Origin of the sequence: Actinacidiphila glaucinigra, assembly GCF_035918135.1 — a bacterium.
Taxonomy (GTDB): Bacteria; Actinomycetota; Actinomycetes; order Streptomycetales; family Streptomycetaceae; genus Actinacidiphila; species Actinacidiphila glaucinigra.
Genome location: NZ_CP109144.1, coordinates 5,738,617 through 5,764,467 on the forward strand (window position 1 = coordinate 5,738,617; position 25,851 = coordinate 5,764,467).

The following is a 25,851-nucleotide window of genomic DNA, read 5'->3' on the forward strand; positions in this document are numbered from 1 at the left end:
CTCACCACGCACGGGGGAGCGTGTTCGGTTCCCCCGGCGTGCGAGCCGGTCACGACACGGAGCCCACCGATGCGTAGTGCGCCCGCAGCCGCGCGTGCGCCCCGGCCGCCGCTCCGGTGCGGTCCAGGCCCAGCAGGGCGGCGCCCAGCACCGGCGGGGAGGTGACCACCTTGGGGACGGCCTTCGGGGCCGCCGCGGCCAGCAGGGCGGTCACGGAGTCCATCAGCAGGGGGTGACGGGCGGCCAGCACACCGCCTCCGAGGACGACATCGGTCTCCTCGTCGAGGAGGCCGAGCCGGCGCAGCGCGACCGTGGCCATGACCACGATCTCCTCGGCCTGCCGCTCCACGATCGCCCGGGCGACCGGGTCGCCGTCCTGCGCGGTCGCGAAGAGGACCGGCGTCAGCTCGTGCTTGCGGGAGACCGCGATGCGGCCCAGGTGCACCGCCTCGATCAGCGCGTACATCGAGGTCAGCCCGAAGTGCGCGGGGAGCGCGGCGGCGAGCGCGGTGGCGCCGCCGCGGCCGTCCTCGGCGCGCGCCGCCCACCACAGGGCCTCGTCGGCCAGCCCCGCCCCGCCGCCCCAGTCGCCGGAGAGGTGGCCGATGGCCGGGAAGCGGGCCGTGCGGCCGTCCGGGAGCATGCCCGCGCAGTTGATGCCCGCGCCGCACACCACGGCGACCCCGCGCGGCCCGTCGACCCCCGCGCGCAGCAGGGCGAAGGTGTCGTTGGCGACGCGGGTGCCCTCGCCCCACCCGCGGGCGTGGACGGCGAGTTCGAGCTGCTGCTCCTCGACGGGCAGGTCGGCGTTGGCCAGGCACGCGGAGACGTGCCGCACCAGCGGCTCGCCGGGCCGCGGGGACAGGCCGGCGGCGTCCGAGGCCCGCTCGACGATGCGCGCGATCACCTCGACCGCCGCCTCGGTGCCGACGATCTGCGGCTGGAACCCGCCGCCGCGGGCGGTGCCGAGCACCGTCCCGTCGGCGGCGACGAGGGCCACGTCGGTCTTGCTGTTGCCGGCGTCGACGGCGAGCACGCCGTCGGCGACGAGAGGGTTCAGGCCCACGCGAGGTGCTCCCGGTTGTGCGCGATCAGACGGTCGGTCAGGGCCTCGGCGTACTCGTACTGGCCGACGAGGGGGTGCGACAGCAGGGCCTTGAAGACCCGGTCGCGGCCGCCGTGCACGGCGGCGGTCAGCGCCAGGTCCTCGTAGGCGGTGACGTTCGCGACCAGACCGCCGAACAGCGGGTCCAGGGGCGGGACGGGCAGCGGGTGCGTCCCGTTCGCGTCCACGGTGGCCGGGACCTCGATGACGGCGTCGTCCGGGAGGAAGGGGAGGGTGCCGTTGTTGAGGGTGTTGACGACCTGGACGTCGCCGGTGTCCCGGAGCAGGGAGGAGGCGAGCGCCACGGCGGCCTCGGAGTAGTAGGCCCCGCCGCGCCGGGAGAGCAGCTCCGGCTTCTCGTCGAGAGTCTCGTCCCCGTACATCTGCAGCAGTTCCGCCTCGATGGCCGCCACCTCGGCGGCCCGGGAGGGCTTGGTCCGCATCTCCCGCACGACCTCGTCGTGGGCGTAGTAGTAGCGCAGGTAGTACGAGGGCACCACGCCCAGCCGGTCCAGCACCGCGCGGGGCAGGTGCAGGTCGCCGGCGATGCCGTCGGCGTGCTCGGCGAGCAGCTTCGGCAGGACGTCCTCGCCCTCGGGTCCGCCGATCCGGACACCGCGTTCCCAGGTGAGGTGGTTGAGGCCGACATGGTCCAGGTGGACCTGCTCGGGCGTCACGCCGAGCAGCCCGGCGAACCTGCGCTGGAAGCCGATGGCGACGTTGCACAGCCCGACGGCCCTGTGGCCGGCCTGCAGCAGGGCGCGCGTCACGATGCCGACCGGGTTGGTGAAGTCGATGATCCAGGCATCGGGGGCGGCCCGGCGGACCCGCTCGGCGATGTCCAGCACCACCGGCACCGTGCGCAGCGCCTTGGCGAGGCCGCCCGCGCCGGTGGTCTCCTGGCCGACGCAGCCGCACTCCAGCGGCCAGGCCTCGTCCTGCGCCCGGGCGGCCTGGCCGCCGACGCGCAGCTGCAGCAGCACGGCGTCCGCCCCGGCCACGCCCGCGTCCAGGTCGGAGGTGGTGGTCACGGTGCCGGGGTGGCCCTGCCGGGCGAAGATCCGCCGGGCGAGCCCGCCGACCAGCCGCAGCCGGTCCTCGGCCGGGTCCACCAGGACCAGTTCCTCGACCGGCAGCGTCTCCCGCAACCGGGCGAATCCGTCGATGAGTTCCGGGGTGTACGTGGACCCGCCGCCCACGACCGCCAGCTTCATCCTTTGACTCCCGTCAACGTCACGCCTTCGATGAAGGCCTTTTGCGCGAAGAAGAAGACGACGATCACGGGTGCCATGACCAGCACCGTCGCGGCCATCGTCAGGTTCCAGTTGGTGTGGTGGGCGCCCTTGAAGGATTCCAGGCCGTAGCTGAGGGTCCAGGCCGCCGGGTTCTCGCTCGCGTAGATCTGCGGGCCGAAATAGTCGTTCCAGCAGTAGAAGAACTGGAACAGGGCGACCGCCGCGATGGCCGGCTTCGCCATCGGCAGCACGACGCGCAGCATCGTGCGCAGTTCGCTGCAGCCGTCGACCCGGGCCGCGTCCGTGTACTCCTTGGGGATGGTCAGCAGGAACTGCCGCAGCAGGAAGATGCTGAAGGCGTCGCCGAAGGCCATCGGGATGATCAGCGGCCACAGCGTGCCCGACAGGTGCAGCTGCTTCGCCCAGAACAGGTACATGGGCACGATGACGACCTGCGGGGGCAGCATCATCGTGGAGACCACGAGCATCATCGACAGGTTGCGGCCGCGGAAGCGGAACTTGGCCAGGGCGTAGGCGACCGGTGTGCTGGAGACGACGGTCAGCACCGTGCCGAGGCCCGCGTACAGCAGGGTGTTGCGCCACCAGGTGAGGAATCCGGGGGTGTCCCAGACGGTGGTGAAGTTGCCCCACTCCCAGGTCCTCGGCCACAGGTCGCGGGTGAGGGCCTGGCTGTCGCTCATCACCGCGGTGAGGAAGACGAAGACGAAGGGCAGGACGAAGAAGAGCGCGGCGGCGATGCCGAGGGCGTGCACCGCGATCCAGTGCAGCGCCGCCTTGCGGGCCGCGGCGCGCCGCGCACCGGAGGGGAGACCGGTGGCGGGCGCCGCGGCGGAGGGGGCGAGGGTGGCGTGGGTGGTCATGGGCGTCAGTCCTCCGCCGTCAGGAAGCCGCTGCGGCGGCGCATGAGGAGCGCGGTGAAGGCCATGGCGAGCGCGAAGAGCACGAGGGCGATCACGCAGGCCGAGCCGGTGTCGAAGCGCTGGAAGCCGAGGTTGTAGACCAGTTGCGGCAGGGTCAGCGTGGACTTCTCGGGGTAGCCCGGCTCGAACTGCTGGCCCGAGCCGCCGATGACGCCGCTGGCGACCTTCCCCGCGACCAGGGGCTGTGTGTAGTACTGCATCGTCTGGATCACCCCGGTCACGACGGCGAACATCAGGATGGGGGAGATGTTCGGCAGCGTGACGTAGCGGAACCTCGCCCAGGGGCCGGCGCCGTCCAGTTCGGCGGCCTCGTACTGCTCCTTGGGCACGTCGAGCAGTGCGGCCATGAAGATGACCATGAGGTCGCCGATGCCCCACAGCGCCAGCAGCGTGAGGGCGGGCTTGGACCACGTCGGGTCGTTGAACCAGCCGGGCGTCGGCAGGCCGGCCTTGCCCAGCAGGTGGTTGACGGGCCCCGTGCCGGGGTTGAGCAGGAAGGCGAAGGCCATCGTCGCGGCCACCGGCGGGGCCAGGTAGGGCAGGTAGAAGGCGGTGCGGAACAGCCCCGCACCCGTCTTGATCTTCGTGATCAGCAGTCCGATCCCCAGACCGAACACGACCCGCAGGCTGACCATGACCACGACCAGCCACAGGGTGTTGCGCAGCGCCGGCCAGAAGAACGGGTAGTCGTTGAAGACGTACGACCAGTTCCTGACGCCGTTCCAGGTCGGGGCGGCGAACCCGTCGTACTTCATGAAGGAGAAGTAGACGGTCGAGACCAGAGGGTACGCGAAGAAGACGCTGAAGCCGATCAGCCAGGGCGACATGAAGGCGAGGATGCGAAGCGCCTCACGGCGGCGCTTCGCCCTCAGCATCGGGTGGACGGCGCTCATCAACGGGCCTGCGCGATGTCCTTGTCGACCTGCTCGTCGACGCCCTTGAGACCCGCGGCCAGGTCGCTCTGCTTGCCGGCCTCGTAGGCGTAGCCGAAGTCCTGCAGGGTCAGCTGGTAGGTGCCGCCGTTGACGCTGGCGGGGGTGGTGGTGCTGTTCGGGTTCTGCGCGATCTCCACGAAGGTGCGGAAGAGCGGATCGGCGTCCAGGTCCGGGGACTTCAGCGCGGCGAGCGTGGACGGCACGTTGTGGATGGCGTTGGCGAAGCCCACCACCGCGTCGGTGTCGGTGGCCATGTACTTCACCAGTTCCCAGGCGGCGTTCTTCTTGGCGCTGGTGTTGGCGACGCCGATGATCGTGCCCGACAGGTAGCCCTTGCCGTAGGTGTCGGCCTGGTCGTCCGGCACCGGGAAGGGGGCGACGCCGACCTCGAACTTCGTGCCCGCCTCCTCGGCCATGCCGGCCCGCCACTCGCCGTCGATGGCCATGGCCACCTGACCGGTGTGGAAGGGGTTCTTGGCGCCCCACTCGTCACCGAAGGAGGACCGGTACTTCTCCAGCTTCTCGAAGCCGCCGAGCGCCTTCACCATGTCCTGCTGCCAGGTGAACATGGCCGCGAATCCGGGGTCCTCGGCGATGTTCGACTTGCCGTCCGCGTCGAAGTACTTCGCGCCCCACTGCGCGGCCAGGTGCGTGGTGGTGGACTCGTAGCCGTGGAAGTTCGGCATGAAGCCGAGCTGGGAGTAGGAGTCGCCCTTGCTCTTGGTGAGCTTGACCGCGTCGGCCTTGAACTCCGAGAGCGTCTTCGGCGGGGAGGCGATCCCGGCGGCCTTGAAGGCGTCCTTGTTGTAGTAGAGGCCGTAGGCGTCGCCGAGCAGCGGCAGCGTGCAGCGCTTCCCCTCGAACTGGGTGTACTCCAGCATCGGCTTGGGGAAGGTGGCGGCCGGGTCGATGCCGGCCTTCTTCAGGAACGGGTCCAGGTCGGCGAAGGCGTTGGACGAGCAGAACTTGCCGACGTTGTCGGTGGTGAAGGAGGAGACGACGTCCGGGGCGTTGGGGCCGCCGGCCCGCAGCGCCTGGTTGATCTTGTCGTCGGTGATGTTGCCCTGCACCTTGACGTGGATGTTGGGGTGGGCCTTCTCGAACGCCTTGACGTTGGCGTCGATCGCCTTCACCTCGCTGGGCGCGGACCAGCCGTGCCAGAAGGTGATGGTCACGTCCTTGCTGGGGTCGTCGCCTGCGGTGTTGTTGGCGGAGCCCGTGCACGCGCTCGTCAGCAGGGTTATCGCGGCGGCGGCCGCGACGGCGGCCGCGGCCGTCTTGGTGGAACCGGACACTTCGCTTCCTCCGGGGGGACTTCGGGCGGTTCGAGGGTGTGCGAGACCGGCGGAGGGACCCGCGGTGGGTCCGTCCGCTGTGTGTGCGGGTGGGCGGGACGGGTGGGGTGTTGCGTTCAGCGGGAGGTGTCGAACACCTCGTCGCGGGTGGTGGCGAGGGCGCTCTGCAGCGCGCCGGACAGGACGGGGTCGTCCGGTACGCCGCCGAGCACCAGTCGGGGCCGGGGCACGGCCAGTTCGGCCAGTTCGGACTGGACCAGGGAGCGCAGCGGCTCCCCGCCCGCGGCGATCACCCCGCCGGCCAGGACGATCAGTCCGGGGTCGAGGACGGTCACCAGCGAGGCCAGCCCGACGGCGAGCCCGGTGGCGAAGCGCCTCAGCAGTTCCGCGTGCGCGCCGTCACCGGTCCCCGCCGCCGCGGCGAGCAGTGCCGAGGCACCCTCGGCCTGCGTGCCCCGCGGTACGGTCAGTCCCAGTTCCCGCGCGATGCGCAGCACCGCGTTGCAGCCGGCCAGTTCCTGGAAACCGCCGGCGTTGGCCTTGGCGACGTGCCGGACCAGGGGGGTCCCCGGCACCGGCATGAAGCCGACCTCGCCGGCGCCGCCGGTCCAGCCGCGGTGCAGCCGGCCGCCGATGACGATGGCCGCGCCGATGCCCTCCTCGTTCCACAGCAGGACGAAGTCGTCGTGGTCCCGGGCCGCGCCGAGCCGCTGCTCGGCGACGGCGGCGAGGTTCACGTCGTTGTCGTACTCCAGGGGGACGGGCAGGGCGGCGGCCAGCTCGTCCAGCAGGGCGGGGGAGTGCCAGCCGGGGAGATGGCTGGCGTAGCGCAGCCGGCCGGTGCTGGGGTCGAAGGCGCCGGGGGTGCCGACGACGATCCGGTGCAGGTCGGTGCGGTGCAGTCCGGCGGCCTTGACCGCGCCGTCGACGGCCTGGACGACCTGTTCCACGGCGCCGCCCTGCCCGCGCCGGCCGCGGCCGGGGGTGGCGAGCTCGAACCCGCCGGCCACCCGGCCGGTGATGTCGGCGACGGCGGCACGGATGCGCTCGGTCGTCACGTCGAGGCCGGCGACGTGCGCGGCCGCGGGGTTGACCGCGTACAGCTGTGCGTTGGGGCCCGGGCGTCCGGCGGTCGTGCCGGTGGCGAGGACCAGCCCGGCCGCCTCGAGGCGGGCGAGCAGCTGGGAGGCGGTGGGCTTCGACAGGCCGGTGAGCTTGCCGATCCGGGTCCGGGAGAGCGGGCCGTGTTCGATGAGCAGGTCGAGCGCGGCGCGGTCGTTCATCGCCCGCAGCACGCGCGGTGTGCCGGGGGTGCCAGGTGTGCCTGGGCTTCCGGGGGTACCGGCCACGGTCTCGTCCTCCCTCGTCGTGACGGCTCGCGCCGCAGGCTACGGCACGGGGCTGGTGGGCTGGGTGGGGTCAGGGGGGCGGGTGTGCCCCCTGTTGGTAGTTAGGAAACTTTCCTGTTGGTGAAAGGCAAGGTAGGCGCCCGTGGCCGGAGCGTCAAGGGCGGTTCGCGAGGTCGGCGCCAAAGCGTTACCGGCCGCGCCGGGACACGGAAAAGGGGCGCCGGGCGGTGCCCGGCGCCCCTGGTGGGCGGCGTCGCTACTTGAGCGTGCTCGGCTGGGAGGACGCCTGCGCGGGGGCCAGCGGCTGGGCTGCCAGGGCCTGCGGGGAGGCGGGGTTGGCTAGTGCCGACGGCGGGGCGACGGCGGCCGAGGGATCGGCAGGCTCGTCCTCCTCCACCGCCTGCGGGGTGCCGCCGACGATCGCGATCCCGGCCGCGTCGAAGGCCCGCTTGATCCGCCAGCGCAGCTCCCGGGCGACCGCCGCCGACTTGCCCGGCATGGTCTTGACCTGCGCCTGGATCAGGACCGAGTCGGAGGTCACCGACTCCAGGCCGAGCACCTGGACCGGCTCCCAGAGCACCTCGTCCCACGGCTGGTCCTTGGCCATCGCGGCCGCGGCCTCCTCGATCACCGTGCGGGCCCGGTCCAGGTCCTCCCCGTATCCGACCTGGACGTCCACCACGGCCGTCGCCCAGCCCTGGCTGAGGTTGCCGATCCGCTTGACCTCGCCGTTGCGGATGTACCAGATCTCGCCGTTGTCGCCGCGCAGCTTGGTCACCCGCAGTCCGACCTCGACCACGGTGCCGCTCGCGACGCCCGCGTCGATGACGTCCCCGACGCCGTACTGGTCCTCCAGGATCATGAAGACGCCGGAGAGGAAGTCGGTCACCAGGTTCCGCGCGCCGAAGCCGATGGCCACACCGGCCACACCCGCGCTGGCCAGCAGCGGAGCCAGGTTGATCTTCAGTACGGACAGTACGGTCAGCGCCGCCGTCCCCATGATCACGAACGAGGCCACGCTGCGCAGCACCGAGCCGATCGCCTCACTGCGCTGCCGCCGCCGCTCGGCGTTGACCAGCAGTCCGCCCAGCGCGCTCGTCGCCGCGACCTCGGCGCCGCGGTTCATGCGCTCGATGAACTTGGTGATCATGCGGCGTACCACCGACCGCAGCACCAGCGCGATCACCATGATCAGCAGGATGCGCAGCCCGGCGGAGAGCCAGTCCGCCCAGTTCTGGCTGATGTAGTCGGCGGCGTCGGTCGCGCTCTTCTGGGCGTCGTCGATCGTCGTGACGGTGGACGGCGATGGGGACACGGGCGGAAACCTCCGGGTTGGGCAGGCTTCCCACACTAACGGGGGAGGCGATGTGTCCCGTTGTGCTGTTCGAGCGCGACGTGCGGTGATTCAGGGCATGTAAAGGGGGTGTGGTTGAAAACACCCTCGCTCCGTTACCCGGTCATGGTGGCGCCGTGACCGGGCTTCCGGAGAGACTGTGGGCAGATCGTCCCGGCGCGAGCCACGCGCCGCCGGCGTAAAAGGAGGCACCCGTGCCGCATGTCCTGGTCCTCAACGCGTCGTACGAGCCGCTCGGCGTCGTACCGCTCCGCCGCGCGCTCATCCTCGTGCTGAACAAGAAGGCCGTGTGCCTCGAGGAATCCGGCGCCTATATGCACAGCGCGACCTGTACTGTCCCCGCCCCGAGTGTCGTCAAGCTCACCAAATTCGTCCGAGTCCCCTTTCGCGGCCCCGTACCCCTGACCCGGCGGGCGCTGTTCGCCCGGGACGGCGGCCGGTGCGCGTACTGCGGAGCCGTCGCAACCAGCGTCGACCACGTGATCCCGCGCAGCCGCGGAGGCCAGCACACGTGGGACAACGTGGTCGCGGCATGCCGCCGGTGCAACCATCTCAAGGCCGACCGCCATGTCGCCGAGCTCGGCTGGCGGATGCGCCACCAACCCGCCCCGCCGTCGGGCCTGGCCTGGCGGATCATCGGGACGGGGCATAGGGACCCGCGCTGGCTGCCATACCTGCAGCCATTCGGCGCGGAGGACGCCATGGCCCGGATCGACGGCATATCCGCCTGAGACCGGGCCTTCGTGTTGTCCTGAACCGTCCCGGACCGGGCTCGGGGCCCCGGACCGCACCCCCGTGCCGGTCCGGGGCCCCTTCCCGCGCCCCGCGCCCCGCTACTCGTAGCGCAGCTGCGCCGGGTGGACGCTGTACCGCAGCAGCGGCAGTGACGCGGCCGTGGCGAGCAGGGACGCGGCCAGCAGGCCGCCCGCGATCAGCACGGCTTCCAGCAGGGGCCGGGCGCTCCACGCCCCGGCGGCCAGAAAGGGCACCGTGATCGCGAGACCGCAGGCCACGCTGAGCGCGATCGCCGGTGCCAGGGGGAGCGCGGTCTCCAGCAGCACCGCCCGTCGCAGTACCTTGCGGGGAGTTCCGGCCGCGGCCAGGGCCGCCAGCGTCCGGCGCCGGACCGTCAGCGACTCCGCGACGCTCACCGCCAGCCCGCTGATGGTGACGGCGACGCCGATGAGCAGCGCGAGACCGGCCAGGTCGTACCCGCCGATGTAGAAGGCGAGGTAGTCGGTGTCGTTGTCCGGATCGGCCCGCAGCGCGCCGAGGGCCACCCGCCGTACGGTGAGGTACCCCACCCCGATCAGGGCCGCGAGCATCACCGCCGTGTGCGCCCGGGACGCCGCCCACGGGTCCGCCCGCAGCCGCTTGCCGGCGATCATCAGGGCCGGGCGGCCGGACCGGGAGGCCAGCCGCCCCATGGCGGCGGCCATTCCGGCGGAGCTGGTCAGCAGCCCGAAGAGGTACAGGGGCAGGGCTAGTAGTGCTTGGTCAGGTTGGTATTGGGGTGGGTATGTCGCGGTGGCAGGTGGGGCAGGCGCCGGTCCAGGTGGCGAGGAGGATCTGCAGGTCGCGGACGACCTGGTAGAGGCTCAGGCCGGCGCCGCGTCTTTTGGGGCTCGGGCCAGTCGCTGCAGGGTGCAAAAGGCATGGGCGATGGAGACGAGGGTGACGTGGTGGTGCCAGCCGTTCCAGGTCCGGCCCTCGAAGTGGGCAAGGCCCAGGGCCTGCTTCATCTCCCGGTAGTCGTGCTCGATCCGCCAGCGGAGCTTGGCGAGACGGACCAGGGTGGTCAGCGCGGTGGTCTCCGGCAGGTCGGACAGCCAGAACTGGACCGGCTCCTTTTCACCCGCGGGCCACTCGGCCAGCAGCCAGCACGCCGGCAGCTCGACGCCGTCGGTGGCCTGCCGGATCTCACGTCCGGCGGGCCGGATCCGCAAGACGACGAACCTGGAGTAGATCCGCTTGACGCCTGAGCGGCCGGTGCCGGGCCGGGATCCCTCGCGCCACTGCACCGGCCGTGCCGCGCTCCGGCCTGCGGCGATGACCAGATCTTTCACCGAGCGGGCAGGCTGGGGGTATTTCGGCACCGGCGGCCGGCCGGTCCCGCAGTACGGCTCGGCGACCGGTGCCGCATCGCCCGGCTGGGCCGACAGCGTGCTGGAGATACCCACCACGTAGTGCATGCCCCGCGCGTTCAGGCCGAGCCGGAAGGCCGCCGCGTCGCCGTATCCGGCGTCCGCGATCGCCAGCGGCACATCGATCCCCCAGGAGCGGGTCTCATCGGCCATGTCCAAAGCGAGCTGCCACTTCTCGACATGCCCGATGTCCTGGGGGATGCCGCAGGACGTGCGGCGTGCGACCTTGTCCGGGTCTGCTTTCGGCGAGGACGGATCCCAGCTCTCGGGCAGGAACAGCCGCCAGTTCACGGCCGCCGAGGCATGGTCACGGGCCAGATGAAGCGAGACACCCACCTGACAGTTGGTGACCTTGCCCGCAGTCCCGGTGTACTGCCGTGACACACACGCCGAGGCGTTGCCGTCCTTCAGGAACCCGGTGTCGTCGAAGACCAGAGCGGTGGGCCGGATCACCGATTCCATCTTCCACGCCAGACGGGCCCGCAGATGGGCCGGATCCCACGGACTGGTGGTGATGAAGTGGGCCAGCGCCTGCCGGTTGCCGTCCTCTCCCAACCGAGCGGCCATCGGCTCGACCGACTTGCGCCGCGCGTCCGTCATCAGACCACGCAGATACACCTGCCCCCACCGGCGCTGATCCTTGCGCGCAAACGGCTCGAACACCTCCGCCGCGAACGCCTCCAACTCATCACGCACCACAGCAACTTCGTCCGGACTCACACCCTCCCAACGCCCGACCACCCCACAAGGACACGCACAGACTCAGCCGACCTGACCAAGCACTACTAGGCCCGTGGCCGGGAAGAACGGCGTGTCGGGGCCGATGTCCCTGGACATCGCCATCAGCACGAGCCCGGTGGCCGCCAGCAGGGCCAGCGGGCCCGGCAGCTTTCCGACCCTGCGGAAGCGGCGAGGGCGGCGCCGCCGCACGGCCGCCCCCAGCGGATCGGTGGCCGCCCGGCGCAGGGTGAACCACGCCTCCAGGGTCGCCAGCAGGGGCAGGCCCAGCACCACCGCCAGGAAAGCCGCCCACGGCACCGGTACGTCGGTCGGCCAGGTCAGGGCACGCTGCTGCGGGCCGTCGTCCCCGCCGCCGGCCCGCTGACCCGCGTGCAGGACCGCCCGCAGCACCAGGAAGCCGGTCATACCCGCCAGCGACCCGAGGCCGCAGGCGGCGGCCGTCTCCAGCGCGCCGATCCGCCGGACCTGGCGCGGGGTGGCCCCGGCCAGCCGCAGCGCGGCGAACCGCCGCTCGCGCTGCACGGCGCCGATCCGTGTGCACTGCCCGACGAAGGCCAGCACCGGCACGATGAGCAGCAGCAGGGCCGTGATCACGCCCGGACGCAGACCGCCCTCGTTGAGCAGGCCGGTGGTGTACCGGGGAGGCCCGCTCCCGTACCGGGTGCCGATCACCGCCACGACCGCGGCCGCGAGCGCGAAGCACGTTCCCAGGGCCGCGCCCAGCGCGGTCAGCGCGAGACGCCATCGCTCGCTGCGCGGGGAGCCGCGCAGCATGGCCCAGGCCAGGAGGGCGTCCGAGCGCAGCGCGCTCACCGGGTCACCTCCGCGGCGGGCTCGTCCTCGGTCTCGACGACGCCGTCCCGGACGGTCGCCTCACGGTCCGCGTACGCCGCGATCTGGGCGTCGTGGGTGACGAGCAGCACGGAGGTGCCGAACTCGCGGGTGGCGTGGACGAGGGCGGTCATGACCTGCTCGCCGGCCAGGGAGTCCAGGGCCCCGGTCGGCTCGTCCGCGAAGACCGCCTTGGGCGTGGTGACCATGGCGCGGGCGAGGGCGACGCGCTGGCCCTGGCCGCCGGACATCTCGCCGGGGCGCAGGCCCGCCTGGCCCAGGACGCCGAAGCGCTCCAGCCAGGTGCCGGCGCTCTTGTGGGCCGCGGCGCGCGAGGTCCCGGCCAGCAGCAGCGGCAGGGCCACGTTGTCGAGGGCGGTCAGTTCGCCGACCAGCTGCCCGAACTGGAAGACGACGCCGAAGTCGGTGCGCCGCAGGGTGGAACGGCGGTTCTCGCCCGCCTGGTCGAGGCGCTCGGCGCCGTAGCGGACCTCGCCCTCGTCGGGCCGGACGATCCCCGCCATGCAGTGCAGCAGGGTGGACTTCCCGCTGCCGCTCGGTCCGGTGACGGCCAGCACCTCCCCGGGCAGCAGGCGCAGCGAGGCGCCGCGCAACGCGTCGGTGGTGCCGTACCGCTTGACGAGGCCGCGGGCCTCGATCAGAGGTGTCGTCATGCTGAGGTGACCTCCTCGGCCAGTGCGCCGAGGCGCTGCGCGGCGTTGTCCATCCAGCGCAGGTCGGCGTCGAGATGGGTGAGGGCGTAGTCGGCGGAGAGCACGGCCGACAGCGGGGCGCCGGCCACGGTCTTCACGGCGGTGAGCTCACGCATCCGCGCGAGGTGGGCGGCGCGCTGGAGGCGCAGGAAGGCGGCCGGGTCGCCGAAGCCGGAGGCGATGATCGCCGTGACCTTGGCGAAGATCTCGTTGGCCGCGCTGACGGGCGCGGGCGGTACGGGCTCGCCGAGCCAGGTCCGCAGAGTCAGCGAGCCCCGCTCGGTGAGCCGGTAGGTGGTGCGCTCCGGGCCGCCGTCGCTCTCCGTGGCGTCGACCTCGGCGAGGCCGTCGCGCACCAGGCGCTGCAGGCTCGTGTAGACCTGTCCGTAGGCGAGGGGGCGGGCTTCGGGGAAGCGTTCGTCGTGCCGGCGCTTGAGGTCGTAGCCGTGGCCCGGACCGGCGGCGAGCAGACCCAGCAGGACGTTGCCCGTGCTCATGCACGCCCCCCTTCTATTCACTCAATACATGTACTGAGTGAATAGTGGCAGCCGCGCGGCCGTCGCGCAACGGCCCCCGGAGGGCGGCGGGTTGGGAAGGGCGGCCGGTGCCGGGTCAGTCGGTGACGGCGTACGCCTGCATCGAGTACAGCGAGTAGCCGTACTTCGTGCCGCGCTCCAGCCCCTGCACGCGGATGAAGCGCGCGTCGGACGGGGCGTCCAGCCGTACGGACTCGGTGCCGCCGCGGCCGTCGGAGACCACCGCCGCGGTGTGCCAGCTCTGCCCGTCGGCCGAGGTCAGGACCGTGTAGCGGGAGGCGTACGCGTCCTGCCAACGCAGCACCACCCGGCCGAGCCTGGCGGCCCGCGGCAGTTCGGCCTGCACCCAGGCGTCGTCCCGCACCGGGGAGGACCAGCGGGTCGAGGGGTCGCCGTCGGTCAGCGCCGAGGCCGGGAAGTCCGCCGTCTCGTCGCCGGAGGAGGTGGCCGGGGCGCCCGCGGCGAGGTCGGGGCCGCCGGTGCGCGGATAGGCGTGCACGGTGACGGTCTGCCGCACGGTGCGGCCCTCGGCGCGGAAGGCCAGCGGCACCTCGTACACGCCGGGCACGCCGTCCGCGGGCAGGGAGAGCCGCACCGGCACCACGACCTTTCCGCCGCGCGGCAGTTCCACCTCACCGGGCGTCACGGCCTGGACGCCCTCCGGGGCTTCGGCGGTCAGCGACACGGTGGCCGACGAGGGCGAGGCGTCGGTCAGTTCCGCGGTGACGGTCGCGGGGGCGCCGCCGAGTTCGAGGTCGGTCTCCGTGCGGTCCAGCGTCATCCGGGCCGCGGGCCGGTCCGCGTACCAGGGCACGATCTCGTGCACGACCGGCGGGTGGGCCCCCGCCGACGGGGTGACCCGGACCGCCTCGGCCCGCAGGCCCCGCGCGGGCAGTTCCGTCCAGCCGCCGCCCAGCGCACCGAGCCGGCGCCAGCCCTGGCCGGGCACCCGCACCTCCACCGACCCGGCCGCCCCCGGCCCGGTGTCGGTGAGCACGGTCAGCGCCTCCAGCGGGCGGGCCGAGCCGTACTCCAGGGTCAGCCCCTCCGCGGGCACGCGGACGGTGGTCGTGGCGTCGCCGTCGGAGGCCGCCAGGGCCGCGGGGTCGGCCGCGTAGGCGCCGGAGGCGCCGTCGTCCTCCGTGGTGACGGTGAACTCCCTCACCGACACGGCGTTCTCCTGCGGGGCCGTCGCGCGCAGCCGCACGTACCGGGCCCGGGTGCCCCCGGGCAGCCGCGCGGTCACGGTGCGGTCGTCGTTCACCGTGGCGGCGGTCCGCCAGCCGCCTTCGTCGCCCGCCGAGTACTCCAGCACCGCCTGACGCAGGTAGTCGTCGCGCTCGGGGCCGGGCCGCTCGGCGCCCATGGCGACGCGCACGCTGTGGATCGTGCGGGTGGCGCCCAGGTCGACCCCGAAGGTGTCGTCCCGCTGCGGCGGGGCGTCGCTGGCCCAGGCGGTGCCGTCCTTGCCGTCGGTCATCAGCGACGGATCGGTGGACCGGGCCGAGCCCAGGGTGGCGGTGGCCTTGCGGCCCGCGGTGCGCACACCGGTCCACGCGTCCGCCGTGGCGAGCGACTTGGCCAGGAACGGGTCGAGCACCCCGTGGCCCACGGTGGCCGGGCTGTCGGCTATCCGCCGGCGGGCCCGCTCCAGCGCGAGGCGGTCCTTCCACGCCCCGGTGCCGTCGCCTGCGCGCAACGCCACCAGCATGTCGACGGCGTGCTCGCCCGCCGAGCCGTACCGGGCCAGCTGGCTCAGCCACGGCCGCACCTCGCCGCCGAAGGAACCGCCCGCCAGTTCGTCCAGGCGCTCGGGGGCGCCGCGCATCGTGGTGAACGCCTCCCGCAGCCGGGCGGCCGCCTTCTCCACCCGTTCGCGGCCGCCGTCGGCATAGGCGGCCAGGAACTCCGCGATGAGCGGCCGCAGATACGCCGACTCGCCCTCGTCCAGCGCCGAGGAGGCCGCGTTGCCCGCCAGGGCGCGCAGCGCGTTCCGCGCCCCGGGTTCGGGGCCCGCCAGGTCGTCGATCGCGGCGCGCCAGGACGCCGCGCGGTCGTACCCGCGCGGGTTCCACGCGTAGTCGGCCACGGTGAACAGCGCGATCCGGGACGCGGCGGGCTGGCGCATCGCCGTGGCCAGCAGGCCCGCCGAGGCGGACGCGACCGCGGGCTCGCGCCCGGTGTAGGGGCCGAGGAAGATCCGGTCCTCGGCGAAGTCGTTGACCGGGTAGTTGTCCATGGTGAGCAGCGGGTGCTGCAGCGCCGCCCGCGCGTCGGCGACCTGCCGCCCGGTGATCTCCCCCGGGACGACGCCGACGCCCGTCCACGCCACCTCGACCCCGGGGTCGAGGACCCGGGCCAGCTCGCGGCGGAACTCGGTCGCGCCGTCCTGGTAGTACTCCGTCGGCAGCAGCGACAGCGGTACGACGGCCCCGTGGCGCTCCGCCAGGTGGGCGGCGAGCGCGTCGGCCACGTCGGCCTGCGCCCGGGCCGCCGCCTCTGGGCCGTCGCCGTAGGCGTCCGCGTCGGCGTCGCAGTGCCACTCGCTGTAGCTCACGTCCTGGAACTGCAACTGGAAGGCGCGGAAGCCCAGCGCCCACATGGCGTCGGCCTTGCGCAGCAGCGCCCTGCGGTCCTGCGGCGAGGAGAAGCACAGTGCCTGGCCCGGCGACAGGGCCCACGCCAGGGTCACATGGTTGGCCCGGGCCCGCTCGGCCAGTTCGCGGAACTCCGCGCGGCGCGCGGCCGGGTAGGGCTCGCGCCAGCGTTCCCGGCGGTAGGGGTCGTCGCCGGGGGCGTACAGGTAGCGGTTCTGCTTGGTGCGGCCGAGGAAGTCCAGCTGGGCCAGCCGCTGCTCCGGGGTCCACGGTTCGCCGTAGAAGCTCTCGGCGACACCGCGCGTCGCGGCCGCGGGCCAGTCGCGGACGACGACGCCCGGCAGGCCCCCGCCGGTCGTCAACTGGCGCAGCGTCTGCGCCGCGTGGAACAGCCCGTCCTCGCCCGCCCCGTCCAGCGCCACGACGTCGCGGCCGCCGCTGCGGCCCACGGCCAGGCGGTAGCCGCCGGAGGGCAGGTCCCCGGTGGGAGCCGCGCCCAGGGCGCGCAGCGCGGAGTCGGCCTGTGCGCCGCCGGCGTACACCGCCAGCCCGCGCGGCTTCGCCGTGTCCTCGCGGAGCGTGGTCACGCCCGCGCCGCGCAGGATCGCGCGGAGGGCGTCCAGGGCGTAGGGGTCGGCCCCGGGCCCGGCGACGAGGGTCGCGGTGTCCGGCACGGCGACGGCGGCACCGCGATGGCGCAGCGACTGCGGCCGGGGGTGGACGGCGGGGACGGTGCCCGCCGCCGCGGTGTCGTCCGCGGCGCCGGGCGCCGTCGCCGGGGTGACGGGCGGGGTGGCCAGGGCGGCCGGCGCGGTGCCGAGCACCCCGCCGACGACGGCGGCGACGAGCGCTGCCGTGTGGGTCGCGGCGGTTCTCCTGCCCGGGGTCATGGTCCGACAGCCCATCACCCGCGCGGAGGGCGTGTCAACGTGCGGACGCGCCCCCTGCGCCCCGTGCCCGCGGCCCTTCCGCCCCGTGCCCGCGGCCCGTACCGCCGGTAGCCGGCGGCGGCCGGGGACACGACCTGCCCGTCGAGGGAAAACCCCCGGCCGTTCCACCCCCGCCGCGTGCGAGGATGGCCGAAAACCCGACGAAGGAGACGGACACGTGCCCGGCACCAACCTCACACGTGAGGAGGCGCGGCAGCGAGCGCGCCTGCTCACCGTGGACGCGTACGACATCGAGCTCGACCTGAGCGGGGCGCAGGAGGGCGGCACCTTCCGGTCGGTGACCACGGTGCGCTTCGACTCCGCCGAGGCGGGTGCCTCGACCTTCATCGACCTGGTCGCCCCCACGGTCCACGAGGTGGTGCTCAACGGCACCGCGCTGGACCCGGCCGAGGTCTTCGCGGACAGCCGCATCGCCCTGCCGTCGCTGCAGGCCGGCGCCAACGAGCTGCGGGTCGTCGCGGACGCGGCGTACACCAACACCGGCGAGGGCCTGCACCGCTTCGTCGACCCGGTCGACAAGCAGGCCTACCTCTACACCCAGTTCGAGGTCCCGGACGCCCGCCGGGTCTTCACCTGCTTCGAGCAGCCCGACCTCAAGGCGACCTTCACCTTCACCGTGAAGGCCCCGGCCGGGTGGACGGTCGTCTCCAACTCCCCGACCCCGGAGCCGGCCGGCAACCTGTGGAGCTTCGCGCCGACCCCGCGCATCTCCACGTACATCACCGCGCTGATCGCCGGCCCCTACCACGCCGTGCACAGCACCTGGGAGGGCGAGGGCGGCCGCAGCGTGCCGCTGGGCCTGTACTGCCGCCCCTCGCTGACGGAGTTCCTCGACGCCGACGCGATCTTCGAGGTCACCCGGCAGGGCTTCGACTGGTTCGAGGAGAAGTTCGACTTCCCCTACCCGTTCGCGAAGTACGACCAGCTCTTCGTGCCGGAGTTCAACGCCGGCGCGATGGAGAACGCGGGCGCGGTCACCATCCGCGACCAGTACGTCTTCCGCTCCAAGGTGACCGACGCGGCCTACGAGGCGCGCGCCGAGACGATCCTCCACGAGCTGGCCCACATGTGGTTCGGCGACCTGGTGACCATGGAGTGGTGGAACGACCTGTGGCTGAACGAGTCGTTCGCCACCTACACCTCCATCGCCTGCCAGGCCGACGTGCCCGGCGGCAGGTGGCCGCAGTCCTGGACGACGTTCGCCAACTCCATGAAGACGTGGGCGTACCGGCAGGACCAGCTGCCGTCCACCCACCCGATCATGGCGGAGATCAACGACCTGCAGGACGTCCAGGTCAACTTCGACGGCATCACCTACGCCAAGGGCGCCTCGGTCCTCAAGCAGCTGGTGGCCTACGTCGGCACGGACGCGTTCTTCACCGGCGTCCAGACGTACTTCAAGCGCCACGCCTGGAAGAACACCCGCCTGGCCGACCTGCTGTCCGCCCTGGAGGAGACCTCCGGCCGCGACTTGAAGACCTGGTCGAAGAAGTGGCTGGAGACCGCGGGCATCAACATCCTCCGCGCGGAGATCGAGACCGACGCCGACGGCACGATCACCTCCTTCGCCGTGCGCCAGGAGGCCCCGGCGCTGCCGGCCGGCGCCAAGGGCGAGTCGATCCTGCGGCCGCACCGCATCGCGGTCGGCGCGTACGAACTCCAGGACGGCAAGCTGGTGCGCGTCCAGCGCGTCGAGCTGGACGTCGACGGCGAGCTGACGGCGGTGCCCGAGTTCACCGGCGTCCGGCGCCCGGCGGTCGTGCTGCTCAACGACGACGACCTGTCGTACGCCAAGGTGCGGCTCGACGAGGTCTCGCTGGCCACCGTCCGCGAGCACCTCGGCGACTTCACCGAGTCCCTGCCGCGCGCCCTGGTGTGGGCCTCCGCGTGGGACATGACGCGCGACGGCGAACTCGCCACCCGCGACTACCTGGAGCTGGTGCTCTCCGGCATCGGCAAGGAGTCCGACATCGGCGTCGTGCAGTCCCTGCACCGCCAGGTGAAGACGGCACTGGAGCTGTACGCCGCGCCCGAGTGGCGGGAGACCGGCCTCGCCCGGTGGACCGAGGCGACCCTGGAGCACCTGCGCGCGGCCACCCCGGGCGGCGACCACCAGCTCGCCTGGGCCCGCGCGTTCGCCGCGACGGCCCGCACCAAGGAGCAGCTGGACCTGATCGCCGGGCTGCTCGGCGGCACGGAGACGATCGAGGGCCTGGCCGTCGACACCGAGCTGCGCTGGTCCCTGCTGGAGCGGCTGGCCGCGACCGGCCGTGCCGACGAGGAGGCCATCGCCGCCGAGCTCGGCCGGGACGCCACGGCGGCCGGTGAGCGGCACGCGGCCACCGCCCGGGCGGCGCGTCCGACGGCCGAGGCGAAGGCCGCGGCGTGGGCCTCGGTCGTCGAGGCGGAGACGCTCACCAACGCCGTCCAGGAGGCGGTCATCGGGGGCTTCTCCGAGCCGGACCAGCGCGAGCTGCTGGCGCCGTACACGCAGCGGTACTTCGCGGCGGTCTCGGACGTGTTCTCCTCCCGCAGCCACGAGATGGCCCAGCAGATCATCGTCGGCCTCTACCCGGCGCTCCAGGTCTCCCAGGACACCCTGGACGCCACCGACGCCTGGCTCGAGGCGGCCGATCCGGCGCCCGCGCTGCGGCGCATGGTGACGGAGTGCCGTGCCGGGGTCGAGCGCGCCCTCAAGGCCCGCGCCGCGGACGCGGCGGCGGCCGGCTGACCCGCACCCGCACCGAAGAGGCCCCCCGCGGCATGGCGCCGCGGGGGGCCTCGTGCCTTCCGCACTCCGGCGGCGTGGCGGGACCACTGGGCCGTTCGGGGGATGCCCGCGCGCTGCCGCGGCACCGGTCGCCGGCGACGCGCTGACCGGCGGGGGGAATGCCCGAAGCCGGGCCGCGGTGCTCCGCGGCCCGGTCAGCGAGGTGGGTAGAGGATCAGCTCTGGGTCTTGCGGGACTTGTCGGTTGCGACGACCAGGCCCGCGATGACCAGGAACAGGACGATCGGCAGGACGAGGTACAGGCCGAGCGTCTCGATCACGCTCAGACCGGGACCCGGGTCGTCGCCGTCGTCGCGAGTGTTCGCGAACGCGGGGGACGACATCAGCAGCATCAGCGCCGTGCCGGCCGTGACGGCACCGGCGCGCAGGGCGTTCTTGTTGAGCTTGTCCACGGTCTCAAAGTAGCGAACGCTCCCGCGGCCCGCGCGCCCGGGGGTGGTCTCAGGGCCCGTGGGGCGCCGCCATCGCCGTCCGCACCTCGTGCGCCAGCGCGTGCAGCCGCGGCGAGGCCGTCAGCTGCTCCAGGGTGAGCGGGCGTCCCTCCGCGTCCGCGACCGGCAGCCGCCAGTTGGGGTACTGGTCCCACGTGCCCGGCAGGTTCTGCGGGCGGCGGTCGCCGACCCCGTCCGGCAGCCACACCCCGACCATCCGGGCCGGCGTGCGCGCCAGGAAGCGGTGGACGGCCTTCACGACGGCCTCCTCGTCGCGGGCGCCCTCCGGCAGCATGCCCAGCCGGCCGAGCAGCGCCAGCCACTCCGCGACCTCCACCGCGTCCTCGGCCTGCTCCACCTCCAGCGGCCGGGTCAGCAGCCCCAGCCGGTGCCGCAGAACGACGTGCTCCCCGGTCAGCCGGGCCGCCGTCGTGGGCAGGTCGTGGGTGGTGACCGTCGCCAGCGCGTCCGCCCGCCAGGCCGCGGGCGGCAGCGGCCGGGCGCGCGCGGAGCCGTGCGCCCCCTCCCAGTCCCGCTCGAACCAGAGCACCGACGTGCCGAGGATGCCCCGGTCGGCCAGCTCCTCGCGGACGCCCGGCTCGACCGTGCCGAGGTCCTCCCCTATGACGACGGCACCGGCGCGCTGCGCCTCCAGCGCGAGGATCCCGAGCATCGCCTCGGCGTCGTAACGGACGTACGCACCCTGCGTCGGCGGCTCGCCCTCCGGCACCCACCACAGGCGGAAGAGCCCCATCACATGGTCGATCCGCAGGCCTCCCGCGTGCCGCAGCACGTTGCGCAGCAGGTCCCGGTAGGGCGCGTACCCCGTGGCGGCCAGGGCGTCCGGGCGCCAGGGCGGCAGGCCCCAGTCCTGGCCGTGGGCGTTGAAGGCGTCCGGCGGCGCGCCGACCGACATCCCGTGTGCGAGGGCGTCCTGCAGCGCCCAGGCGTCGGAACCGGAGGGGTGCACCCCGACCGCGAGGTCGTGGACGACGCCGACCGCCATGCCCGCGTCCCGCGCCGCACGTTGCGCCGCCGCCAGCTGGGCGTCCGTCAGCCAGGCGAGCCAGCAGTGGAAGTCGACCTGGTCCAGCCGTTCGCCGCGGAGCCGCGCGACCTGCCCCGAGCGCGGGTCGCGCAGCCCCGCCGGCCAGCGGCGCCAGTCCGGGCCGTGCAGCTCGGCCAGCATCGACCAGGTGGCGTGGTCGTCCAGCGCCTGCCCCTGGTCCGCGAGGAAGTCGCAGTACGCGGCCCGCCGCCCCGGTGACAGCGGCACCCTGCGGACCAGCGCGAGCGCCTCGCGCTTGAGCTCCCACACCGCGTCACGGTCGATCAGGGCGTCCTTCAGCAGCACCGAGTCGCGCAGCACCGCCGCCTTGCGCAGCAGGTCCGCGGCGCGGTCGCGGTCGTCGGGGCCGAGGTAGGCGAACTCGGGGATCTCCTCCACCCGCAGGTACACCGGGTCGGGGAAGCGCCGCGAGGAGGGACGGTAGGGCGACGGGTCCGTCGGATGCCCGGGCACGGCCACGTGCAGCGGATTGACCTGCAGGAAGCCCGCGTGCAGGGCCCGGCCCGTCCATGCCGCGAGGTCCGCGAGGTCGCCGAGGTCGCCCATCCCCCAGGACCGCGAGGACAGCACGGAGTACAGCTGCGCCATGAAGCCCAGGACCCGTTCCGGTGGCCCGGGCAGCCGTTCGGGCGCCACGACGAGCTGTGCCTGCGCGGTGCGCCCGTCGGGGGCCTGCGCGCGCAGCACGTGCCGTCCCACGGGCAGGGGCGCGCCGCCGTCCCAGGAAATCTCGGTGCCGTCCTCCGCCGTCAGCCCCAGCACGGTGCCCTCGGGCAGCCGGCGCCCGAGCGGACGGCCGGTCCGCAGGACGACGCTGCGGGGGAGCAGCCGGCGCCCGGCACGGTGCTCGTGCTCCGCCAGCGCGTTCCGCACCGCCGCCGGGGTCGAGGCGTCCACGCCGAGCGCGGCCAGCACCGCCACGACCGTCCCGTCCGGCACGCGCACCTCGCGGTCCGGCGACGGGCGGTAGGTGACGTCCACGCCGTGCAGCGCGGCGAGTCTGTCCCGGTCGGCGGCTTCGGTCATGGGATGCCCTCCCGGGGCGTCATCGCGCGTGCGGGTTCTCCGGACAGCCTCAGCCATACCCACTGCGTGGCGGAGCAGTCGCATTCCGTGCACGCGCTCCCGCCCAGGAGTGGCGGCACGTGAACCCGGGTTGCCCCGGATGGGTGGTGCGGGTGTCGCCATGTGTGGGGTGGGCCGGGGGCGGGGCCTCCGGGGTGGGCATTCCGTACCGCATGTTTATGTGCCTAGCGGGCATTCCGGACAGGTGCCGCTCTGCCGCACAACAAATACACGTCAGCGTCCAGAACGCCCACCCCTACGACCCCACCCCCGCCGCATCGCGAGCGACCAACGGCCGGTGGGGGATGAAGCGGTCCGGGGTGGCCCCGGAGTGCCTCCTCACCGCCAACCGGCCGTCATGCGCCACCGACCCACCGACGGACAGTCCGCAGACCCGCACTGACCGACCGGGGCCACGGGAGGGCGGGCGGGGAAACCGCCCGCCGCAGGCGCAAGAAGCCCGCACACAAACAACCGGCCCGCACCCAACCGGGCCGCCGATGCTCACGGGAACGGCAGGTCGAACGCGCGAGCGGTACGCGCCCGCCAGGGAGACGCGGCCTCCAACTGGGCGGCGAGGGCGAGCAGGGGGCCCTCCTCGCCGTGCCGGGCGCCGAGCATCATGCCGACGGGCAGCCCCGCCGGGGACCACTCCAGCGGCAGCGACACCGCGGGCAGCCCGGCGATGTTCCAGGGCGCGGTGAACGGCGTGAAGGCCAACTGCGCCGCGAAGTCGGCCTCCGGGTCGTCGTCGTCGCGCAGGGCGCCCACCGGGGCGGGGAGCTGCGCCAGCGTCGGGGTGAGCACCGCGTCGTACGGCTCGGCAGCCTCGGCCAGCTTGCGGCCCACACCCTGCATCACCCCCAGCGTGCGGGCGTAATCGAGACCGCCCACGTCCTTCCCCTGGGCGCGCAGCCAGCGGGTGAGCGGCAGCAGCTCCCGTTCCCGTTCCGGCGCCACGGGGGCCAGCGCGGCCAGCACGGCCCACACCGGGGTGAAGGCGTCGCGGTCGCCGGGGGCGAGCGGCTGCGGTACGTCCACGACCTCGTGCCCGAGCCCGGCCAGCAGCGCCGAGGTGCGCTCGTACGCCGCCAGCACCTGCGGGTCGACCTCCACGCCCGCGACGTCCGGCACCGCCCAGCGGGCGATCCGCAGCCGGTGCGGTTCCCGCTCGCACCACCGCAGGAACGAACGCTCCGGCGGCGGCAGCCGGAAGGGATCGCCCGGCGCGGGCACCGCCAGTACGTCGAGCAGCGCCGCGGTGTCCCGGACCGTGCGCGCGATGGGCCCGTTGACGGCCAGTCCGCTCGCGTCGCCCCACGGTGCGGGGCTCACCCGGCCCCGGCTCGGCTTCAGCCCGACGACCCCGCAGCAGCTCGCCGGGATGCGGATGGAGCCGCCCCCGTCGCTGCCGTGCGCCGCCGCCGCGAGCCCGGCCGCCACGGCCGCCGCGGCGCCCCCGCTGCTGCCGCCGGCGCCGCGCGCGAGGTCGTACGGGGTGCGGGCCGGCGGGCCCGCGGCGCCCTCGGTGTAGGCGGGGAGCCCGAACTCCGGGGTGTTGGTCTTCCCGGTGAGGACGGTCCCGGCGTCCCTCAGCAGCCGGACGAGGTACGCGTCCCGGTCGGCGACCCGGTCCGCGAAGACCGCCGACCCGGAGGTGAAGCGCACCCCGGCGACCGGCGTCAGGTCCTTCACCGGTACCGGCACGCCGAGCAGCGGCGGGAGCGGTCCGCCCTCCTTGAGCACGCGTTCGGCGCGCCTCGCGTCCTCCAGGGCGCGTTCGGGCGTGACGGTCAGATAGGCCCCGAGCGACGGGTCGAACCGCTCGATCCGGTCGAGGTAGTGGGCCGTCAGCTCCACGGGCGACAGTTCGCCCGCCCGGACGGCCGCGGCCTGTTCCAGCATCGTCAGTTCATGAGGGGCGGACACACCGCCAGGTTAGGGCCTGGCCCTGGAGCGCAGGAGGGGTGAACGTTTTCCCCCGCTGCCGCGTCATAGGGGAAATCGCGGAAGGGGTGGGGTGTGGCGCTGCTGAGACGGAGGTCCCGGCCGGGGGAAGGGGAGGACCCCCTCGCGCCGGAGCACCTCGACCGGGTACGGGCCGTGCTGGCGCTCGGCGGGGTGCCGGCGGTCGACCTGCCGGACGGGGTCCAGCAGGTGCGGCTGAAGCTGCTGGAGCACCGGGCGCGCGGCCGCGAGCCGCTGCGGGACCCGGGGGCGTGGGCGGCCGTCGCCGCGTCCAACGTGGCGATGGACTGGCACCGTTCGCGACGACGGCAGGAGCGGCTCGGCGAACGCCTCGCGGCCCTGACCCCCCGGGACGAGGCCCGGCACGGCGGGGGAGAGGCACATGTGCTGGCCCTGGCGGTCGCCGACGGGCTGCAGGAACTCCCGCCGCGGCAGCGGCAGGTGCTGACGCTGCGTTTCTACGCCGACCTGCCCGTGGCGGAGATCGCCACGGCGCTCGGCGTCCCGGAGGGCACGGTCAAGAGCCGGCTGCACGCCGCCGTCCGTGCGCTGCGCGGCCGGCTGCACACGAAGGAGGTGGTGTGACGATGAGCGGGATCGAGCAGGGCGCGGGCGAGGCGGACGAGGCACTGTCGGCCGCCCTCGCGGACGTGCCTCCGCAGGCGTCCGCCGGCGGCGAGGCGCATCGGGCGTACGCCGCCGCGCGCGCCGACGTGGACCTGCTGCGCACCCAGGTGCGGCTGATCGGCGACGCCCTCGCCGCGCGGCCCGCCCCGCCCGCGGCGCGCCGCCCCCGCGGGCCCAGGGCGCTCGCGTGGTGCCTGGCCGCCGTCGTGGCGGGCGTGGTGGGGATCGGCGGAGTCGTCCTGGCGCGGAACGCCGCCCTGGGCGGGGACTCGGCGATCAGCGACGCGAAGCCCACGCCGGAGGGCATCGTCGCCTGCGCGAGCGACATCGCCGAGGGCACCGTGCGGGAGGTGACGCCCACCGGCGAACCGGGCGACCTGCGTGTGGTGGTGGACGTCGACCGCCGCCTCAAGCCCGCCGGGGGCGCTCCCCGGCTGGCGTTCACGATCCACGTCGACGACGACCACGACGACGTGGCCCCGCCCCCCGAACCCGGGTCCCGCGTCCTGGTGATGGTCTCCGTCCTCCCGGGGGAGCCGGTGGACCTGTACGAGGGCGCCGCGGGCATCGCCTCCGCCCGCGCCTGGATGGAGAAGGCACTCACGGCCTCCCGGGGCCTGCCGTGCGAGAGCGACACCGCATGAGGGGAGCACAGGACATGGGACGCAGGACGGGACCGGCCCTCGCCGTGGCGGCGCTGCTCGCGCTCGCCGGCTGCGGGACCGGCAGCGGCGAGGCCGAGGCCGACTCGGTCCGTAGTACCGACGCGGAAGTGCTGGCCTGCACCGAACTCGTCGCCGAGGGGACGGTGCTGCGGGTGACGCCCGGGGAGGGACCGGACCGGGTGTCGCTGCGGATGGAGGTGGACCGCTACCTCAAGGGCGAGCGCGGGGACCGCCGGCTGACCCTCTCCGTCGACCGTGACGAGGAGGGGGAGCCCGAGTTGGCCGTGGGGAGCCGCGTGCTCGTCAGAGTCGGGCTGCGGCCCTGGCGCTCCACCTTCGTCCACCAGGGCGAGGACATCGCCCTGACGCGGGAGTGGGTGCGGCGTGCGCTGCCCCGTTCACGCTCGCTGCGCTGCGGGGAGCAGGAGTACGAGTGGCGGCAGAGCTGAAGGGGCGGGCGCTCCGGGGAGCGCCCGCCCCTTCAGGCGGTGATCAGGCCGTGGCCGCGGG

Annotated in this window: 21 protein-coding genes; 5 read left to right on the forward strand and 16 right to left on the reverse strand. The window is 73.7% G+C overall.

All coding sequences use genetic code 11. The features are described 5' to 3' along the window. Nucleotides 1-49: 49 nt before the first annotated feature. The 7 genes from OIE69_RS25775 to OIE69_RS25805 form a co-directional block, all read right to left on the reverse strand. Nucleotides 50-1,066 carry an N-acetylglucosamine kinase gene (locus tag OIE69_RS25775; protein ID WP_326576054.1) on the reverse strand — a complete coding sequence of 339 codons (1,017 nt, stop codon included), beginning with the start codon at nt 1,064-1,066 and terminating at the stop codon, nt 50-52. Then, a complete protein-coding gene (locus OIE69_RS25780; protein WP_326576056.1) occupies nt 1,057-2,319 on the reverse strand; it encodes a 6-phospho-beta-glucosidase in 1,263 nt (420 codons plus the stop codon). The genes OIE69_RS25775 and OIE69_RS25780 overlap by 10 nt, the downstream gene beginning before the upstream one ends. Beyond that, nucleotides 2,316-3,221, reverse strand: coding sequence for a carbohydrate ABC transporter permease (locus tag OIE69_RS25785; protein WP_326576058.1), 906 nt, complete (start codon nt 3,219-3,221; stop codon nt 2,316-2,318). Before OIE69_RS25785 ends, OIE69_RS25780 begins: the two co-directional genes overlap by 4 nt. A 5-nt stretch (nt 3,222-3,226) precedes the next feature. Continuing rightward, nucleotides 3,227-4,174 carry a carbohydrate ABC transporter permease gene (locus tag OIE69_RS25790; protein ID WP_089226962.1) on the reverse strand — a complete coding sequence of 316 codons (948 nt, stop codon included), beginning with the start codon at nt 4,172-4,174 and terminating at the stop codon, nt 3,227-3,229. Continuing rightward, a complete protein-coding gene (locus OIE69_RS25795) occupies nt 4,174-5,511 on the reverse strand; it encodes an ABC transporter substrate-binding protein (protein WP_326576061.1) in 1,338 nt (445 codons plus the stop codon). The genes OIE69_RS25790 and OIE69_RS25795 overlap by 1 nt, the downstream gene beginning before the upstream one ends. Before the next feature lie 116 nt (nt 5,512-5,627). Continuing rightward, complete coding sequence (locus OIE69_RS25800; RefSeq protein ID WP_326581414.1) at nt 5,628-6,794, reverse strand: ROK family transcriptional regulator; 1,167 nt, start codon at nt 6,792-6,794, stop codon at nt 5,628-5,630. A gap of 322 nt (nt 6,795-7,116) precedes the next feature. Beyond that, a complete protein-coding gene (locus OIE69_RS25805; RefSeq protein ID WP_326576063.1) occupies nt 7,117-8,175 on the reverse strand; it encodes a mechanosensitive ion channel family protein in 1,059 nt (352 codons plus the stop codon). A 233-nt stretch (nt 8,176-8,408) separates the two neighbouring features. Here OIE69_RS25805 and OIE69_RS25810 point away from each other — a divergent pair, with 233 nt between their 5' ends. Then, complete coding sequence (locus OIE69_RS25810) at nt 8,409-8,945, forward strand: HNH endonuclease (protein ID WP_089226958.1); 537 nt, start codon at nt 8,409-8,411, stop codon at nt 8,943-8,945. Nucleotides 8,946-9,047: 102 nt separating this feature from the next. Here the strand turns inward: OIE69_RS25810 and OIE69_RS25815 are convergent, their stop codons facing one another. The 6 genes from OIE69_RS25815 to OIE69_RS25840 form a co-directional block, all read right to left on the reverse strand. Beyond that, nucleotides 9,048-9,653, reverse strand: a complete 606-nt coding sequence (locus tag OIE69_RS25815; RefSeq protein WP_326576065.1) for an FtsX-like permease family protein — start codon at nt 9,651-9,653, stop codon at nt 9,048-9,050. A 159-nt stretch (nt 9,654-9,812) separates the two neighbouring features. After that, on the reverse strand, nt 9,813-11,078 hold the full coding sequence (locus OIE69_RS25820) for an IS701 family transposase (protein ID WP_326570052.1): 1,266 nt from the start codon (nt 11,076-11,078) through the stop codon (nt 9,813-9,815). Between the two features lie 42 nt (nt 11,079-11,120). Then, entirely contained in the window at nt 11,121-11,912 is a 792-nt protein-coding gene (locus OIE69_RS25825) for an ABC transporter permease (RefSeq protein ID WP_326576066.1), read from the reverse strand. Continuing rightward, nucleotides 11,909-12,604 (reverse strand): ABC transporter ATP-binding protein, encoded by a 696-nt coding sequence (locus tag OIE69_RS25830; protein ID WP_326576068.1) that lies wholly within the window; start codon nt 12,602-12,604, stop codon nt 11,909-11,911. The genes OIE69_RS25825 and OIE69_RS25830 overlap by 4 nt, the downstream gene beginning before the upstream one ends. Then, nucleotides 12,601-13,140 carry a PadR family transcriptional regulator gene (locus tag OIE69_RS25835; RefSeq protein ID WP_089226956.1) on the reverse strand — a complete coding sequence of 180 codons (540 nt, stop codon included), beginning with the start codon at nt 13,138-13,140 and terminating at the stop codon, nt 12,601-12,603. Before OIE69_RS25835 ends, OIE69_RS25830 begins: the two co-directional genes overlap by 4 nt. Before the next feature lie 115 nt (nt 13,141-13,255). Continuing rightward, nucleotides 13,256-16,666, reverse strand: a complete 3,411-nt coding sequence (locus tag OIE69_RS25840; protein ID WP_326576071.1) for a beta-N-acetylglucosaminidase domain-containing protein — start codon at nt 16,664-16,666, stop codon at nt 13,256-13,258. Between the two features lie 217 nt (nt 16,667-16,883). Between OIE69_RS25840 and pepN the strand changes: the two genes are divergently transcribed. After that, nucleotides 16,884-19,457, forward strand: a complete 2,574-nt coding sequence (gene pepN, locus OIE69_RS25845) for an aminopeptidase N (RefSeq protein WP_326576073.1) — start codon at nt 16,884-16,886, stop codon at nt 19,455-19,457. 214 nt (nt 19,458-19,671) lie between these two features. On the opposite strand, the gene OIE69_RS25850 is transcribed toward pepN, so the two are convergent. From OIE69_RS25850 to OIE69_RS25860, 3 genes are all read right to left on the reverse strand, one after another. Beyond that, complete coding sequence (locus OIE69_RS25850) at nt 19,672-19,908, reverse strand: hypothetical protein (protein WP_018556540.1); 237 nt, start codon at nt 19,906-19,908, stop codon at nt 19,672-19,674. A 49-nt stretch (nt 19,909-19,957) separates the two neighbouring features. Next, nucleotides 19,958-22,042: a 4-alpha-glucanotransferase gene (gene malQ / locus OIE69_RS25855; RefSeq protein WP_326576075.1), complete on the reverse strand. Its 2,085-nt coding sequence runs from the start codon at nt 22,040-22,042 to the stop codon at nt 19,958-19,960. Between the two features lie 543 nt (nt 22,043-22,585). Next, nucleotides 22,586-24,010 (reverse strand): amidase, encoded by a 1,425-nt coding sequence (locus tag OIE69_RS25860; protein ID WP_392567568.1) that lies wholly within the window; start codon nt 24,008-24,010, stop codon nt 22,586-22,588. Nucleotides 24,011-24,109: 99 nt separating this feature from the next. On the opposite strand from OIE69_RS25860, the gene OIE69_RS25865 reads away from it, so the two are divergent. The 3 genes from OIE69_RS25865 to OIE69_RS25875 are packed head-to-tail and all read left to right on the forward strand — an operon-like array spanning nt 24,110 to nt 25,790. After that, nucleotides 24,110-24,634, forward strand: a complete 525-nt coding sequence (locus tag OIE69_RS25865) for a sigma-70 family RNA polymerase sigma factor (RefSeq protein ID WP_392567679.1) — start codon at nt 24,110-24,112, stop codon at nt 24,632-24,634. Between the two features lie 2 nt (nt 24,635-24,636). Then, on the forward strand, nt 24,637-25,320 hold the full coding sequence (locus OIE69_RS25870; RefSeq protein WP_326576079.1) for a hypothetical protein: 684 nt from the start codon (nt 24,637-24,639) through the stop codon (nt 25,318-25,320). 14 nt (nt 25,321-25,334) lie between these two features. Continuing rightward, nucleotides 25,335-25,790: a hypothetical protein gene (locus OIE69_RS25875; protein ID WP_326576081.1), complete on the forward strand. Its 456-nt coding sequence runs from the start codon at nt 25,335-25,337 to the stop codon at nt 25,788-25,790. Nucleotides 25,791-25,851 lie beyond the last annotated feature (61 nt).